Raw genomic sequence first — 15765 nt, forward strand, 5'->3', positions numbered from 1 at the left:
CGATAACAGGAGGTGATTCAGTGTTAAAAACAGAGCGTAAGCAACTGATTTTAGAGGAGTTAAATCAACATCATGTAGTTGCTCTTGAAAAATTAGTTAGTTTGCTAGAAACGTCAGAATCAACGGTTCGAAGAGACTTGGATGAGTTGGAAGCGGAAAACAAGCTTCGTCGTGTGCATGGTGGAGCAGAACTCCCCCACTCCTTACAGGAAGAAGAAACCATTCAAGAAAAATCTGTCAAAAACCTTCAAGAAAAGAAGTTGCTGGCTCAGAAAGCAGCCTCTCTCATTAAAGAAAAAGATGTCATCTTTATCGATGCTGGAACAACAACTGCTTTTTTGATTCATGAATTGGTCAATAAGAATGTTACAGTTGTGACCAACTCCATTCACCATGCCGCTCAGTTGGTTGAAAAGCAGATTCCAATTGTCATGGTTGGAGGAAACGTCAAGACGGCGACAGATGCTAGTATCGGGGGCGTTGCTCTTAACCAGATTAACCAATTGCACTTTGACCGTGCCTTTATCGGAATGAATGGTGTTGACGATGGCTATTATACGACTCCTGATATGGAGGAGGGAGCTGTGAAAAGAGCTATTTTGGAGAATGCCAAGCAGACCTACGTCTTGGTGGATTCGTCAAAAATTGGACAAACTTGCTTTGCCAAGGTAGCACCGCTCAAACGAGCTATCGTTATCACAAGTCAAGGGCATGAGCTTTTGCAGGCTATTAAGGAAAAAACGGAGGTAATAGAAGTATGATTTATACAGTCACACTCAATCCATCTATTGACTATATTGTGCGTTTGGACCAAGTTCAAGTCGGTAGTGTCAATCGTATGGACAGTGATGATAAGTTTGCTGGTGGGAAAGGAATCAATGTTAGCCGTGTCTTGAAACGCTTGGATATTCCCAATACTGCGACTGGATTTATCGGTGGCTTTACTGGTAAATTTATCACAGATACTTTGGCAGAGGAAAAAATTGAGACACGTTTTGTCCAAGTGGCAGAAGATACTCGTATCAATGTTAAGATAAAAGCAGACCAGGAAACAGAAATCAACGGAAGGGGTCCAACTGTTGAACCAGCTCAGCTAGAAGAATTGAAAGCTATTTTATCTAGCTTGACTGCAGAAGACACGGTTGTATTTGCGGGTTCAAGTGCTAAAAATATAGGCAATGTTATTTATAAGGATTTGATTGCCTTGACGCGCCAGACGGGTGCGCAAGTGGTTTGTGACTTTGAAGGTCAGACCTTGATTGATAGTTTGGACTACCAGCCACTTTTGGTCAAACCAAACAATCATGAACTTGGAGCGATTTTTGAGGTTAAACTCGAAAGTTTAGATGAAATTGAGAAATACGCTCGTGAGTTACTGGCTAAAGGTGCTCAAAACGTCATTATCTCTATGGCTGGTGACGGTGCTCTTCTTGTCACATCTGAGGGAGCTTACTTTGCTAAACCAATCAAAGGGACAGTCAAAAATTCAGTCGGAGCTGGTGACTCTATGGTTGCCGGATTCACAGGTGAATTTGTCAAATCAAAAGACGCAGTAGAAGCCTTCAAATGGGGAGTGGCTTGTGGAACGGCAACCACCTTCTCAGATGATTTGGCAACAGCAGAATTTATTAAAGAAACATATGAAAAAGTTGAGGTAGAAAAACGATGAGAATTCAAGACCTATTGAGAAAAGATGTCATGTTGCTGGATTTGCAGGCAACTGAAAAAACAGCTGTCATTGAAGAGATGATTAAAAGCTTGACAGACCACGGTTATGTGACAGATTTTGAAACTTTTAAAGAAGGCATTTTGGCGCGTGAAGCCTTGACTTCTACTGGTTTGGGTGACGGTATCGCAATGCCTCACAGCAAAAACGCTGCTGTCAAAGAAGCGACAGTTCTATTTGCTAAGTCAAATAAGGGTGTTGATTATGAGAGCTTGGACGGACAACCAACAGACCTCTTCTTCATGATTGCGGCTCCAGAAGGTGCCAATGACACTCACTTGGCAGCCTTGGCAGAATTGTCTCAATACTTGATGAAAGACGGTTTTGCTGACAAACTTCGTCAAGCAACATCAGCTGATCAAGTCATCGAACTTTTTGACAAAGCTTCAGAAAAAACTGAGGAACCTGTTCAAGTACCTGCCAATAACTCTGGTGACTTTATCGTGGCTGTTACAGCTTGTACGACAGGTATTGCCCACACTTACATGGCCCAAGAAGCCCTTCAAAAAGTGGCTGCTGAAATGGGGGTTGGTATCAAGGTCGAAACCAACGGTGCCAGCGGTGTTGGGAACCAACTAACATCAGAGGACATCCGTAAGGCTAAAGCTGTTATCATCGCAGCAGACAAGGCAGTTGAAATGGATCGTTTCGATGGCAAACCATTGATCAATCGTCCAGTTGCTGACGGTATCCGTAAAACAGAAGAGCTGATTAACTTGGCTCTTTCTGGGGATGCTGAAATCTACCGTGCCGCTAATGGTGCCAAAGCCGCAACAGCCTCTAACGAAAAACAAAGCCTTGGTGGTGCCTTCTACAAACACTTGATGAGTGGTGTATCTCAAATGTTGCCATTCGTTATTGGTGGTGGTATCATGATTGCCCTTGCCTTCTTGATTGACGGTGCTTTGGGCGTTCCAAATGAAAACCTTGGTAATCTTGGTTCCTACCATGAACTAGCTTCTATGTTCATGAAAATTGGTGGAGCTGCCTTTGGTTTGATGCTTCCAGTCTTTGCAGGTTATGTTGCCTATTCTATTGCTGAAAAACCAGGTTTGGTAGCTGGTTTCGTGGCTGGTGCTATTGCCAAAGAAGGGTTTGCCTTTGGTAAGATCCCTTATGCCGCAGGTGGTGAAGCAACTTCAACTCTTGCAGGTGTATCATCTGGTTTCCTAGGTGCCCTTGTGGGAGGATTTATCGCAGGTGCATTGGTTCTTGCTATCAAGAAATACGTTAAAGTTCCTCGTTCACTTGAAGGTGCTAAATCAATCCTTCTCTTGCCACTTCTTGGAACGATCTTGACTGGATTTGTCATGCTAGCTGTGAATATCCCGATGGCGGCAATCAACACTGCTATGAATGACTTCCTAGGCGGTCTTGGAGGCGGTTCAGCTGTCCTTCTTGGTATCGTCCTTGGTGGAATGATGGCTGTTGACATGGGTGGACCAGTTAACAAAGCGGCTTATGTCTTTGGTACAGGTACGCTTGCAGCGACTGTTTCTTCAGGTGGTTCTGTAGCCATGGCAGCAGTTATGGCTGGAGGAATGGTGCCACCACTTGCAATCTTTGTCGCAACGCTTCTTTTCAAAGATAAATTTACCAAGGAAGAACGCAACTCTGGTTTGACGAATATCATCATGGGCTTGTCATTTATCACTGAGGGAGCGATTCCGTTTGGTGCAGCTGACCCAGCTCGTGCGATTCCAAGTTTCATTCTTGGTTCAGCAGTAGCAGGAGGTCTCGTTGGTCTTACTGGTATCAAACTCATGGCGCCACACGGAGGAATCTTCGTTATTGCCCTTACTTCAAATGCCCTCCTTTACCTCGTTGCTGTCTTGGTAGGAGCAATCGTAAGTGGTGTGGTTTATGGTTACCTACGCAAACCACAAGCATAAAAATTAGATAGAAAATAAAAAGATTGGACCGTTTGGTGCAGTCTTTTTTAAAGAATTTGACAAACAAGTTTTTGAATGATATTCTAAAATAAAACTCATAGAAATGAAAAAACATAATGAGAGTATTTTAAATGAATATAATTGAATTTATTCTGGATTTGGATTGGAAGAAGATAGTAGAATCAATTTTATCAGCTCTATTAGCTTCTGGAATAATCGGTGGTTTTGGTTACTTAGTGACGAAAAAAATTACAAGAGATTTTCGTATTGCAGAAGAAATGAAATCGTATGGATTTAAAGGTGTAGTGGCAAAGAAAAAGCATTCGACTAGAGAGATTAAAAAGTTATGTAAAAATACTAAAAGATTGGATTTACTTTTTATATCAGGTATTGATTTTTTTTCGGAAAATAGAACTGTATTAGAGAATGCTATGAATAATGGAATGAAAATTCGTTTTTTGTGTTCTCAGATCTATACCAATTTTTTATCAGATTTAGAGAAACTTGAGGATAAAGAAGGGTTGCGAAAGTCTGACACAAATATTAGTATCGAAATTGAAGATGTGACTAAAAAATATAGTAAATATGTAGAAAGTGGACAAATGGAAATTCGCTATTATTCAACACAATATCGTTTGCCGTTTATGTTGGTTTATAAAAAAAAGAAAAATATGAAGATGACAAAGGCTTTTTTAAGAGTTACTCTGCCTCCATATAATTGGGAGACCAATTTTGTGTTGATAGGTGAACGTAAAACTACTAAAAAAGATGACTTTTTTAAAACTAATAATGATGAAATAGATTTCATTTCTATGATGGAAAAACATTTCGATTGTGTTTGGGAAGTTGCGGATAGGGAAATAGATAGAAAACAAGAAATAAAAAATACAAATTTCGAAGTGAAATCTTAAAAATCTAAACTTTGAGACTTTGCTTATTTAAATATAATAACAATTACTTTGAATATAATCATGATAAAGAAGATTGGACCGTTTGGTGCAGTCTTTTTCTCTTTTCGAAATGCCTGTGAAATATGGTATAATAGAAAAATGGCAAACAAGAATACAAGTAAAACAAGACGGAGACCGTCTAAAGCAGAACTCGAGAGAAAAGAAGCGATCCAACGAATGTTGATTTCGTTGGGAATCGCGATTTTATTGATTTTCGCAGCCTTCAAATTAGGGGCTGCAGGTATAACCCTTTACAATTTAATTCGCTTGCTGGTGGGGAGCCTAGCTTATCTAGCAATATTTGGCCTCTTGTTCTATCTCTTCTTTTTCAAGTGGATACGAAAACAGGAAGGACTCTTATCTGGCTTTTTCATCATATTTGCAGGCTTGCTCCTGATTTTTGAGGCCTACTTGGTTTGGAAATATGGTTTGGATAAGTCCGTTCTAAAAGGAACCATGGCTCAGGTTGTGACGGATTTGACTGGTTTTCGAACGACCAGTTTTGCTGGTGGAGGCTTGATTGGTGTCGCTCTTTATATTCCAACCGCCTTTCTCTTTTCAAATATCGGCACTTACTTTATTGGTTCTATCTTGATTTTAGTGGGTGCCCTCCTAGTCAGTCCTTGGTCTGTTTATGATATTGCTGAATTTTTCAGTCGAGGATTTGCCAAATGGTGGGAAGGGCATGAGCGTCGAAAAGAGGAACGCTTTGTCAAACAAGAAGAAAAAGCTCGCCAAAAGGATGAGAAAGAGGCTAGATTAGAACAAGAAGAGACCGAAAAAGCCTTACTCGATTTGCCTCCTGTTGATATGGAAACGGGTGAAATTCTGACAGCAGATGTTGTACTTGACGTTCCACCTATACCTGAAGAAGACTGGGTGGAACCAGAAATCATCCTGCCTCAAGCCGAACTTGAATTCCCTGAGCAGGAAGATGGCTCTGATGACGAAGATGTTCAGGTCGATTTTTCAGCCAGGGAGGCTCTTGAATACAAACTTCCAAGCTTACAACTCTTTGCCCCAGATAAACCAAAGGACCAGTCTAAAGAGAAGAAAATCGTCCGAGAAAACATCAAAATCCTAGAAGAAACCTTTGCTAGCTTTGGTATCAAGGTAACGGTTGAACGGGCTGAAATTGGGCCATCAGTGACCAAGTATGAAGTCAAGCCTGCAGTGGGTGTAAGGGTCAACCGCATTTCCAATCTAGCAGATGACCTCGCTCTAGCCTTGGCGGCCAAGGATGTCCGAATCGAAGCACCTATCCCAGGGAAATCTTTAGTGGGAATTGAGGTACCTAACTCTGAGATTGCGACAGTTTCTTTCCGCGAACTATGGGAACAATCTCAAACGAAAGCAGAAAATCTCTTGGAAATTCCTCTAGGAAAGGCGGTTAATGGCACCGCAAGAGCTTTTGACCTTTCTAAAATGCCCCACTTGCTCGTCGCAGGTTCAACGGGTTCAGGGAAGTCAGTAGCAGTTAACGGCATTATTGCTAGCATTCTGATGAAAGCAAGACCCGACCAGGTCAAGTTTATGATGGTGGATCCCAAGATGGTTGAGTTGTCTGTTTACAATGATATTCCCCACCTCTTGATTCCAGTCGTGACCAATCCACGCAAGGCCAGCAAGGCCCTGCAAAAGGTTGTGGATGAGATGGAAAACCGCTATGAACTCTTTGCCAAGGTGGGAGTTCGTAATATTGCAGGCTTTAATGCCAAGGTAGAAGAGTTTAATGCTCAGTCTGAGTACAAGCAGATTCCACTACCACTTATTGTTGTGATTGTGGATGAGTTGGCTGACCTCATGATGGTAGCAAGCAAGGAAGTGGAAGATGCTATCATCCGTCTAGGACAGAAGGCGCGGGCTGCAGGTATCCACATGATTCTTGCAACCCAGCGTCCATCCGTTGATGTCATCTCTGGTCTGATCAAGGCTAATGTCCCATCTCGTGTAGCATTTGCGGTTTCATCAGGAACAGACTCCCGTACGATTTTGGATGAAAATGGAGCAGAAAAACTTCTTGGTCGAGGAGACATGCTCTTTAAACCGATTGATGAAAATCATCCAGTTCGTCTCCAAGGCTCCTTTATCTCGGATGACGATGTTGAGCGCATTGTGAACTTCATCAAGGCTCAGGCAGATGCGGACTACGATGATAGTTTTGAACCAGGTGAGGTTTCTGAAAACGACGGTGAATTTTCAGATGGTGAATCTGGTGGTGACCCGCTCTTTGAAGAAGCCAAGGCTTTGGTAATCGAAACTCAGAAAGCCAGTGCATCTATGATTCAGCGTCGTTTGTCAGTTGGATTTAACCGTGCGACCCGTCTCATGGAAGAGCTTGAGATGGCAGGTGTCATCGGTCCAGCTGAAGGTACCAAGCCAAGAAAAGTATTGGAACAATAAAAAAATAGCTTCTTTCCAAGTTTGGAGGGAGCTATTTTATTGGCTATTGATTACTTTTATACTCTTCGAAAATCTCTTCAAACCACGTCAGCTTCGCCTTACCGTATATATGTGACTGACTTCGTCAGTCTTATCTACAACCTCAAAACAGTGTTTTGAGCAGCTTACGGCTAGCTTCCTAGTTTGTTCTTTGATTTTCATTGAGTATTATTTTCTGAAGTTGGAGTATTGGACTGTTTTTCATTATCAGCGGCAGGTTTACTTGGAGTAGGAGCAGGAGTAGAAGAATCCTGAGTTGCTGTTTTCTGCTCTTCTTTTTTCCCTTCCTTGCCGCTAGATTTTGGCGTTTCCTCTTGTTGTTTTTTTTCTTGACTAGTATTATTTTCCTTATTGGGACTAGTATTTTCCTGAGGGGATTCCTTTTGAATTTCTTTGACAATGGTTGTCGTCGGTGTTGTCGTCGGTTCTTTTTTGGTATTTTTATTATTATCCAAGGCATTCATAATCGTGATAGTCGCAGTAATCAAGCCGAGGATACTAGCGATAGTAGTAATGGTTTTTTGAAAAACAGTAAAGCCTTTTTTGATATGTTCTGTTTTTGGTTTTGAAGTTCTACGATAGTTAGACATACATTCTCTCCTTTGATTAAAATTTATTATACCGCATTTCTTTAAAAAAAATCTTAAAAAAAGAGGAATTGCCCTTTCTTGTCGCAGGCTCCGTTTCATGATACAATAGAAGGAGTGATTTTAGAAAGCGTGAGAAAACATGATTTACTTTGATAATTCGGCGACGACCAAGCCTTATCCTGAAGCCCTTGAAACCTATATGCAGGTGACTTCAAAAATTTTAGGAAATCCATCTAGTCTCCATCGTTTGGGAGACCAGGCAACACGAATCTTAGATGCTTCTCGCCAACAGATTGCAGATTTAATCGGTAAGAAAAGTGATGAAATCTTCTTTACATCTGGTGGGACAGAAGGAGATAACTGGGTCATCAAGGGAGTAGCATTTGAAAAAGCCCAGTTTGGCAAGCACATCATCGTATCAGCCATTGAACATCCGGCAGTTAAGGAATCGGCTCTCTGGCTGAAAAGTCAAGGATTTGAAGTGGATTTTGCTCCAGTTGATGAGAAAGGATTTGTGGACGTCGAGGCCCTAGCAGTTTTGATACGACCTGATACAATCCTCGTTTCCATCATGGCTGTGAACAATGAAATAGGCTCTATCCAACCTATTGAGGCTATTTCAAAACTATTGGCAGACAAGCCAACTATTACTTTCCACGTTGATGCGGTTCAGGCACTTGCTAAGATTACAACTGAAAAATATCTGACAGAACGAGTGGATTTCGCGACTTTCTCTGGTCACAAGTTCCACGGAGTTCGTGGTGTTGGTTTTGTCTATATCAAGTCTGGTAAGAAAATTACGCCACTGTTGACTGGTGGAGGTCAGGAGCGTGATTACCGTTCGACAACTGAAAATGTGGCAGGGATTGCAGCGACAGCCAAGGCTCTCCGTTTATCTATGGAAAAGCTAGATACCTTTAGGAGCAAGACTGGGCAGATGAAGGCAGTGATTCGTCAAGCCCTTCTGGACTATCCAGATATTTTTGTCTTTTCAGATGAGGAAGACTTTGCCCCTCATATCCTGACTTTTGGAATCAAGGGTGTTCGTGGTGAAGTCATCGTTCACGCTTTTGAAGACTATGATATTTTTATCTCAACGACCTCTGCTTGTTCGTCCAAGGCTGGGAAACCTGCAGGAACTCTGATTGCCATAGGAGTAGATAAAGATAAGGCCCAGTCAGCTGTGCGTCTTAGCCTAGACCTTGAAAATGATATGAGTCAGGTCGATCAGTTTTTGACCAAGCTAAAATTAATTTACAACCAAACTAGAAAAGTAAGATAGGAGCATTTATGCAGTATTCAGAAATTATGATTCGCTACGGTGAGCTGTCAACCAAAGGCAAAAACCGTATGCGTTTCATCAATAAACTTCGCAATAATATTTCAGACGTTTTGTCTATCTATCCCCAAGTTAAGGTAAGGGCAGATCGTGACCGTGCCCATGCTTACCTCAATGGAGCTGATTACACAGCAGTAGCAGAATCACTCAAGCAAGTCTTCGGGATTCAAAATTTTTCTCCAGTATATAAGGTTGAAAAATCTGTAGAAGTTTTGAAGTCTTCTGTCCAAGAGATTATGCAGGACATCTACAAGGAAGGCATGACCTTTAAAATCTCTAGCAAGCGTAGCGACCACAACTTTGAACTTGACAGTCGTGAACTCAATCAAACGCTTGGAGGAGCTGTTTTCGAAGCAATTCCAAACGTACAAGCTCAAATGAAAAGTCCTGATATCAATCTCCAAGTGGAGATTCGAGAAGAGGCAGCCTACCTTTCTTATGAAACCATTCGTGGGGCTGGTGGTTTGCCAGTTGGAACTTCAGGTAAAGGGATGCTTATGTTGTCGGGAGGGATTGATTCACCTGTAGCTGGTTATCTAGCGCTTAAGCGTGGGGTAGATATTGAGGCAGTTCACTTTGCCAGCCCACCTTACACCAGTCCTGGAGCCCTTAAAAAAGCCCAAGATTTGACTCGTAAATTGACTAAGTTTGGGGGCAATATCCAGTTTATCGAAGTTCCTTTTACAGAGATTCAAGAGGAAATCAAGGCTAAAGCGCCAGAAGCTTACTTGATGACTCTAACTCGTCGCTTTATGATGCGGATTACCGATCGTATTCGTGAGGTACGAAATGGTTTGGTTATCATCAATGGGGAAAGTCTAGGTCAAGTAGCCAGTCAAACCCTCGAAAGCATGCAGGCTATTAACGCTGTGACCAACACTCCCATCATTCGTCCTGTGGTTACCATGGACAAGTTGGAAATCATCGATATTGCACAAGAAATTGATACCTTTGACATTTCAATCCAGCCTTTTGAAGACTGTTGTACCATTTTTGCACCAGATCGTCCAAAAACAAATCCTAAGATTAAGAATGCAGAGCAGTATGAAGCACGTATGGATGTTGAAGATTTGGTTGAGCGAGCAGTTGCTGGAATCATGATTACTGAGATTACACCTCAAGCTGAAAAAGATGAAGTTGATGACTTGATTGACAATCTGCTCTAATCAGAAAATCCAAAAGAATTTAGAAAATTAAATGAAAAAGTTAGTTTTTAATTCCAAAAATGGAAGCAAAATTAACTTTTTTTCTATAATTGTGATATAATAAAATAAAATTTTGAATATAGAGAGTTTTCTGACAATGAATCATTCCTACTTTTATTTAAAAATGAAAGAACACAAACTCAAGGTTCCTTATACAGGCAAGGAGCGCCGTGTGCGTGTTCTTCTACCTAAAGATTATGAGAAAGATACAGACCGTTCCTATCCTGTTGTTTACTTTCATGACGGGCAAAATGTTTTTTATAGCAAAGAGTCTTTCATTGGACACTCATGGAAGATTATCCCAGCCATCAAACGAAATCCCGATATCAGTCGCATGATTGTAGTTGCTATTGACAATGATGGCATGGGGCGGATGAATGAGTATGCAGCTTGGAAGTTCCAAGAATCTCCTATCCCAGGGCAGCAGTTTGGCGGTAAGGGTGTGGAGTATGCCGAGTTTGTCATGGAGGTGGTCAAGCCTTTTATCGATGAAACTTATCGTACAAAAGCAGACTGCCAGCATACAGCCATGATTGGATCCTCACTAGGAGGGAATATTACCCAGTTTATCGGTTTGGAATACCAAGACCAAATTGGTTGCCTGGGCGTCTTTTCATCTGCAAACTGGCTCCACCAAGAAGCCTTTAACCGCTATATCGAGCGCCAGAAACTATCGCCTGACCAGCGCATCTTCATCTATGTGGGAACGGAAGAAGCAGATGATACAGACAAGACCCTGATGGCTGGTAATATCAAACAAGCCTATATCGACTCGTCGCTTCGCTATTACCATGATTTGATAGCAGGTGGGGTACACTTAGATAATCTGGTCTTAAAAGTTCAGTCTGGTGCCATCCATAGTGAAATCCCTTGGTCGGAGAATTTACCAGACTCTCTGAGATTTTTTGCAGAGAAATGGTAAGTTAGAAAAGGAGAAAGCCAATGCATATTGAAAACCTTAGCCACTGGAGTGGTCACCTTAACCGTGAAATGTACCTCAATCGTTATGGATATGCTGGAATTCCAGTTGTGGTCTTTGCTTCATCAGGTGGCAGTCACAATGAATACTATGATTTTGGCATGATTGACGCCTGTGCTTCCTTTATCGAGGAAGGCCGTGTCCAGTTCTTTACCCTATCCAGTGTGGACAGTGAGAGCTGGTTGGCTACTTGGAAAAATGGTCACGACCAAGCGGAAATGCACCGTGCCTACGAACGTTATGTGATTGAGGAGGCCATTCCTTTTATCAAGCATAAGACAGGTTGGTTTGATGGCATGATGACGACAGGTTGCTCTATGGGAGCCTATCATGCACTCAATTTCTTCCTCCAGCATCCAGATGTCTTTACCAAAGTGATTGCTCTCAGTGGTGTTTACGATGCACGTTTCTTTGTCGGCGATTACTACAACGATGATGCTATTTACCAAAACTCGCCAGTAGATTATATCTGGAACCAGAACGACGGCTGGTTTATTGACCGTTATCGTCAGGCAGAGATTGTGTTGTGTACGGGTCTTGGTGCCTGGGAACAAGATGGCTTGCCATCCTTTTACAAGCTCAAAGAAGCCTTTGACCAGAAACAAATTCCAGCCTGGTTTGCTGAATGGGGACACGATGTCGCCCACGACTGGGAATGGTGGCGCAAACAAATGCCTTATTTCCTCGGTCATCTCTATTTATAAAAGGAGTTACCTATGAATTACCTTGTTATTTCTCCCTATTATCCACAAAACTTTCAACAGTTTACCATTGAACTAGCTAATAAAGGCATCACTGTCTTGGGAATTGGCCAAGAACCATACGAGCAATTGGATGAGCCTTTACGCAATAGCCTGACCGAATATTTCCGTGTTGACAATCTTGAGAACATAGACGAAGTCAAACGAGCAGTTGCTTTTCTCTTTTATAAACATGGCCCGCTTGATCGCATCGAGTCTCATAATGAATACTGGCTTGAGCTGGACGCAGCACTCAGAGAGCAATTTAATGTTTTTGGTGCCAAACCAGAGGATATTAAAAAGACGAAATTTAAGTCTGAAATGAAGAAGCTTTTCAAAAAAGCAGGTGTCCCAGTGGTCCCTGGAGCAGTTATCAAGACGGAAGCAGATGTGGATCAAGCTGTGAAAGAAATTGGTCTTCCAATGATTGCCAAACCTGACAATGGAGTGGGAGCGGCCGCCACCTTTAAGCTTGAGACAGAAGACGATATCAATCACTTCAAGTCTGAGTGGGATCATTCAACTGTTTATTTCTTTGAGAAATTTGTCACCTCTAGCGAAATTTGTACCTTTGATGGTCTTGTGGACAAGGATGGTAAAATTGTCTTCTCAACAACCTTTGATTACGCCTATACACCGCTTGATCTCATGATTTACAAGATGGACAATTCTTATTACGTTCTCAAGGATATGGATCCTAAATTACGTAAATATGGTGAGGCAATTGTCAAGGAATTTGGCATGAAAGAACGGTTCTTCCATATTGAGTTCTTCCGTGAAGGGGATGATTACATCGCCATTGAGTACAATAACCGCCCTGCAGGTGGTTTCACTATTGATGTTTATAACTTTGCTCATTCCTTGGACCTCTACCGAGGCTATGCGGCGATTGTAGCAGGAGAAGAGTTCCCAGCGTCAGAATTTGAACCGCAGTATTGTTTGGCTACTTCTCGCCGTGCAAATGCTCACTATGTTTATTCTGAGGAGGACTTGCTTGCCAAATACAGTCAGCAGTTCAAGGTTAAAAAAATCATGCCAGCGGCCTTTGCGGAACTTCAAGGAGATTACCTGTATATGTTGACAACTCCTAGCCGACAAGAAATGGAGCAGATGATTAAGGACTTTGGTCAGCGTCAGGCTTAAGAGACTATCGGATTAAGGAAATTCACTCCCTTAATCCTTTTGTTTTGTCTGATAAAAAATAAGAGCATCCTAACAAGGTAGCTATCATAAAACTTGTTCGATAACTATTTGAAGCAGGATTAGGTGGTCAGAAATTGAATTTTAATATTTCAATTGAGTCATAGTATTATGTTTTTGTATCCTTAAATCAGCTAAAAGGATTCATGACGACACCTATATGATATAGTTTTCAAGATACCAAACAAGTCTATTAATACTCAATGAAAATCAAAGAGCAAACTAGGAAGCTAGCCGCAGGTTGCTCAAAATACTGTTTTGAGGTTGTAGATAAGACTGACGAAGTCAGCTCAAAACATGGTTTTGAGGTTGTAGATAAGACTGACGAAGTCAGCTCAAAACATGGTTTTGAGGTTGTGGATAGAACTGACAGAGTCAGCTCAAAACATGGTTTTGAGGTTGTGGATAGAACTGACAGAGTCAGCTCAAAACATGGTTTTGAGGTTGTGGATAGAACTGACAGAGTCAGCTCAAAACATGGTTTTGAGGTTGTGGATAGAACTGACAGAGTCAGTATCATATACCTACGGCAAGGTGAAGCTGACGTGGTTTGAAGAGATTTTCGAAGAGTATAAAATATTCAGGTGACGCATAGATATAGTTAATTGAAGCTTTGTTTGAAATCTGATAAAATAATGATATTACTAAGTTTTAAAAACTAAAGAAAAGGGAAGATATGATTACAGGCGAATTAAAAAATAAAATCGATCAGTTGTGGGAAATTCTTTGGACAGAAGGAAACGCAAATCCTTTAACAAATATTGAACAGTTGACTTATCTCTTATTTATGAAAGATTTGGATAGTGTCGAGCTTGGACGTGAAAGTGATGCTGAATTTCTAGGGATTCCTTATGAGGGAGTTTTTCCAAAAGATAAACCTGAATACCGTTGGTCAACTTTTAAAAATATAGGAGATGCTCAGGAAGTTTATCGTTTAATGACTCAGGAGATTTTTCCGTTTATTAAAAATCTCAAGGGAGATACAGATGATACAGCCTTTTCACGATATATGCGAGAAGCTATTTTTCAAATAAATAAACCTGCTACGCTTCAAAAGGCAATTTCTATCTTAGATGTTTTTCCAACTAGGGGATTAGATGTAGATTTTGATAATGACAAACAAAGTATTACTGATATCGGAGATATCTATGAATATCTGTTATCAAAATTGTCGACCGCAGGTAAAAATGGACAGTTCCGTACACCTCGTCACATCATCGATATGATGGTTGAGTTGATGCAACCGACCATCAAAGATATTATCTCAGATCCTGCTATGGGTTCTGCTGGCTTCTTAGTATCTGCTAGCCGTTACTTAAAGCGTAAGAAAGATGAATGGGAAACCAATACAGATAATATCAATCATTTTCATAATCAGATGTTTCATGGAAATGATACGGATACGACTATGTTGAGACTTGGGGCGATGAACATGATGCTACATGGAGTAGAAAATCCACAAATCAGTTACCTTGACTCGCTGTCTCAAGATAATGAAGAAGCCGATAAATATACTTTGGTTTTAGCAAATCCTCCTTTTAAGGGCTCACTTGACTACAATTCAACCTCTAATGACCTTCTTGCAACCGTAAAAACCAAAAAAACAGAATTACTCTTTCTTTCTCTTTTCTTGCGAACTTTAAAACCAGGTGGACGAGCAGCAGTTATCGTACCTGATGGTGTCCTTTTTGGTTCGTCTAAAGCTCATAAAGGAATTCGTCAGGAAATTGTAGAGAACCATAAGCTTGATGCTGTAATCTCAATGCCTAGTGGTGTTTTCAAGCCTTATGCTGGAGTTTCAACTGCCATTCTCATCTTTACAAAAACTGGCAATGGTGGTACTGACAAGGTCTGGTTTTACGATATGAAAGCGGATGGCTTAAGTTTGGATGATAAGCGACAACCGATTAGCGACAATGATATTCCAGATATTATCGAACGCTTTCATCATCTTGAAAAAGAAGCAGAACGTCAGAGAACGGATCAATCTTTCTTTGTTCCAGTTGCTGAGATAAAGGAAAATGATTATGATTTGTCTATCAATAAATATAAAGAGATTGAGTATGAAAAAGTTGAGTATGAACCAACAGAAGTCATCTTAAAGAAAATCAATGATTTAGAAAAAGAAATTCAAGCTGGCTTAGCAGAGTTAGAAGAATTACTCAAGTAGGGAGGTGGCTGTATGAAAAAAGTGAAGTTGGGGGAAGTTTGTGAGATTTTATCTGGTTACGCTTTTAAATCATCACAATTTAATGATAACAAAATTGGTCTCCCCTTAATACGAATTCGAGATGTAGAAAGAGGTTTTTCTGATACCTACTTTGAAGGAACTTATTCCGAAGAATATCTTATTAAAAATGGAGACTTATTGATTACAATGGATGGCAGTTTTATATTGAAAAAATGGGAGGGGGATTTAGCGCTACTTAATCAACGTGTCTGTAAAATTAAAATTACGGATAAAAGTGTAGATGAAGGTTATATATCTTGGTTGATTCCTAAATTTTTAAAAGAAATTGAAGATAAGACCCCTTTTGTTACAGTGAAACATCTTTCAGTAGCTAAAATAAAAGATATCTCATTTGTATTGCCTAATAAACTAGAACAAAAGCTAATTGCAAAAAAACTAAATACGATAAGTCAAATTTATGATTTTCGTAAAATTCAATCAGAAAAATTTAACGAGCTCGTCAAATCCCGAT

The 15765-nt window shown here is 40.7% G+C and carries 14 protein-coding genes; 13 read left to right on the plus strand and 1 reads right to left on the minus strand.

The window, feature by feature from the left end; translation table 11 throughout:
* Nucleotides 1-20: 20 nt before the first annotated feature.
* The 5 genes from B4W83_RS07040 to B4W83_RS07060 all read left to right on the plus strand — a co-directional run bounded on the left by B4W83_RS07040 (nt 21) and on the right by B4W83_RS07060 (nt 6971).
* Nucleotides 21-761: a DeoR/GlpR family DNA-binding transcription regulator gene (locus tag B4W83_RS07040; RefSeq protein ID WP_000920625.1), complete on the plus strand. Its 741-nt coding sequence runs from the start codon at nt 21-23 to the stop codon at nt 759-761.
* Nucleotides 758-1669, plus strand: coding sequence for a 1-phosphofructokinase (gene pfkB / locus B4W83_RS07045; protein WP_000640806.1), 912 nt, complete (start codon nt 758-760; stop codon nt 1667-1669). Before B4W83_RS07040 ends, pfkB begins: the two co-directional genes overlap by 4 nt.
* Entirely contained in the window at nt 1666-3618 is a 1953-nt protein-coding gene (locus tag B4W83_RS07050; protein ID WP_001222535.1) for a PTS fructose transporter subunit IIABC, read from the plus strand. Before pfkB ends, B4W83_RS07050 begins: the two co-directional genes overlap by 4 nt.
* A 131-nt stretch (nt 3619-3749) precedes the next feature.
* A complete protein-coding gene (locus B4W83_RS07055; protein ID WP_001021165.1) occupies nt 3750-4529 on the plus strand; it encodes a hypothetical protein in 780 nt (259 codons plus the stop codon).
* Between the two features lie 138 nt (nt 4530-4667).
* Nucleotides 4668-6971, plus strand: coding sequence for a DNA translocase FtsK (locus tag B4W83_RS07060; protein WP_078138006.1), 2304 nt, complete (start codon nt 4668-4670; stop codon nt 6969-6971).
* 197 nt (nt 6972-7168) lie between these two features.
* Here B4W83_RS07060 and B4W83_RS07070 read toward each other — a convergent pair whose 3' ends face one another.
* Nucleotides 7169-7600, minus strand: a complete 432-nt coding sequence (locus B4W83_RS07070) for a DUF6556 family protein (protein WP_000073924.1) — start codon at nt 7598-7600, stop codon at nt 7169-7171.
* Between the two features lie 139 nt (nt 7601-7739).
* Here B4W83_RS07070 and B4W83_RS07075 point away from each other — a divergent pair, with 139 nt between their 5' ends.
* The 8 genes from B4W83_RS07075 to B4W83_RS07110 all read left to right on the plus strand — a co-directional run.
* Nucleotides 7740-8882, plus strand: a complete 1143-nt coding sequence (locus B4W83_RS07075; protein WP_000638947.1) for a cysteine desulfurase family protein — start codon at nt 7740-7742, stop codon at nt 8880-8882.
* An 8-nt stretch (nt 8883-8890) separates the two neighbouring features.
* Nucleotides 8891-10105 (plus strand): tRNA uracil 4-sulfurtransferase ThiI, encoded by a 1215-nt coding sequence (thiI, locus tag B4W83_RS07080; RefSeq protein ID WP_001200054.1) that lies wholly within the window; start codon nt 8891-8893, stop codon nt 10103-10105.
* 136 nt (nt 10106-10241) lie between these two features.
* Nucleotides 10242-11066: an alpha/beta hydrolase gene (locus B4W83_RS07085; protein ID WP_001016822.1), complete on the plus strand. Its 825-nt coding sequence runs from the start codon at nt 10242-10244 to the stop codon at nt 11064-11066.
* 20 nt (nt 11067-11086) lie between these two features.
* Entirely contained in the window at nt 11087-11827 is a 741-nt protein-coding gene (locus tag B4W83_RS07090) for an esterase family protein (protein WP_000546809.1), read from the plus strand.
* Nucleotides 11828-11839: 12 nt separating this feature from the next.
* Nucleotides 11840-13006, plus strand: a complete 1167-nt coding sequence (locus tag B4W83_RS07095; protein ID WP_001108623.1) for an ATP-grasp domain-containing protein — start codon at nt 11840-11842, stop codon at nt 13004-13006.
* Nucleotides 13007-13266: 260 nt separating this feature from the next.
* Entirely contained in the window at nt 13267-13617 is a 351-nt protein-coding gene (locus B4W83_RS12780; RefSeq protein WP_158083588.1) for a hypothetical protein, read from the plus strand.
* A 122-nt stretch (nt 13618-13739) separates the two neighbouring features.
* Nucleotides 13740-15233 carry a type I restriction-modification system subunit M gene (locus B4W83_RS07105; RefSeq protein WP_000627747.1) on the plus strand — a complete coding sequence of 498 codons (1494 nt, stop codon included), beginning with the start codon at nt 13740-13742 and terminating at the stop codon, nt 15231-15233.
* A gap of 12 nt (nt 15234-15245) precedes the next feature.
* Nucleotides 15246-15765 (plus strand): restriction endonuclease subunit S (locus B4W83_RS07110; protein WP_083022247.1); only part of this gene is annotated, 520 nt, incomplete at its 3' end.

Origin of the sequence: Streptococcus pseudopneumoniae ATCC BAA-960 = CCUG 49455 (genome assembly GCF_002087075.1) — a bacterium.
In the GTDB taxonomy this organism is placed as follows: domain Bacteria; phylum Bacillota; class Bacilli; order Lactobacillales; family Streptococcaceae; genus Streptococcus; species Streptococcus pseudopneumoniae.

Bases quoted from the DNA above. Each gene is read 5' to 3' on its own strand.
- pfkB (WP_000640806.1), top strand. From the start codon at position 758: ATGATTTATACAGTCACACTCAATCCATCTATTGACTATATTGTGCGT.
- B4W83_RS07050 (WP_001222535.1), top strand. From the start codon at position 1,666: ATGAGAATTCAAGACCTATTGAGAAAAGATGTCATGTTGCTGGATTTG.
- B4W83_RS07055 (WP_001021165.1), top strand. From the start codon at position 3,750: ATGAATATAATTGAATTTATTCTGGATTTGGATTGGAAGAAGATAGTA.
- B4W83_RS07060 (WP_078138006.1), top strand. From the start codon at position 4,668: ATGGCAAACAAGAATACAAGTAAAACAAGACGGAGACCGTCTAAAGCA.
- B4W83_RS07070 (WP_000073924.1), bottom strand. From the start codon at position 7,600: ATGTCTAACTATCGTAGAACTTCAAAACCAAAAACAGAACATATCAAA.
- B4W83_RS07075 (WP_000638947.1), top strand. From the start codon at position 7,740: ATGATTTACTTTGATAATTCGGCGACGACCAAGCCTTATCCTGAAGCC.
- thiI (WP_001200054.1), top strand. From the start codon at position 8,891: ATGCAGTATTCAGAAATTATGATTCGCTACGGTGAGCTGTCAACCAAA.
- B4W83_RS07085 (WP_001016822.1), top strand. From the start codon at position 10,242: ATGAATCATTCCTACTTTTATTTAAAAATGAAAGAACACAAACTCAAG.
- B4W83_RS07090 (WP_000546809.1), top strand. From the start codon at position 11,087: ATGCATATTGAAAACCTTAGCCACTGGAGTGGTCACCTTAACCGTGAA.
- B4W83_RS07095 (WP_001108623.1), top strand. From the start codon at position 11,840: ATGAATTACCTTGTTATTTCTCCCTATTATCCACAAAACTTTCAACAG.
- B4W83_RS12780 (WP_158083588.1), top strand. From the start codon at position 13,267: ATGAAAATCAAAGAGCAAACTAGGAAGCTAGCCGCAGGTTGCTCAAAA.
- B4W83_RS07105 (WP_000627747.1), top strand. From the start codon at position 13,740: ATGATTACAGGCGAATTAAAAAATAAAATCGATCAGTTGTGGGAAATT.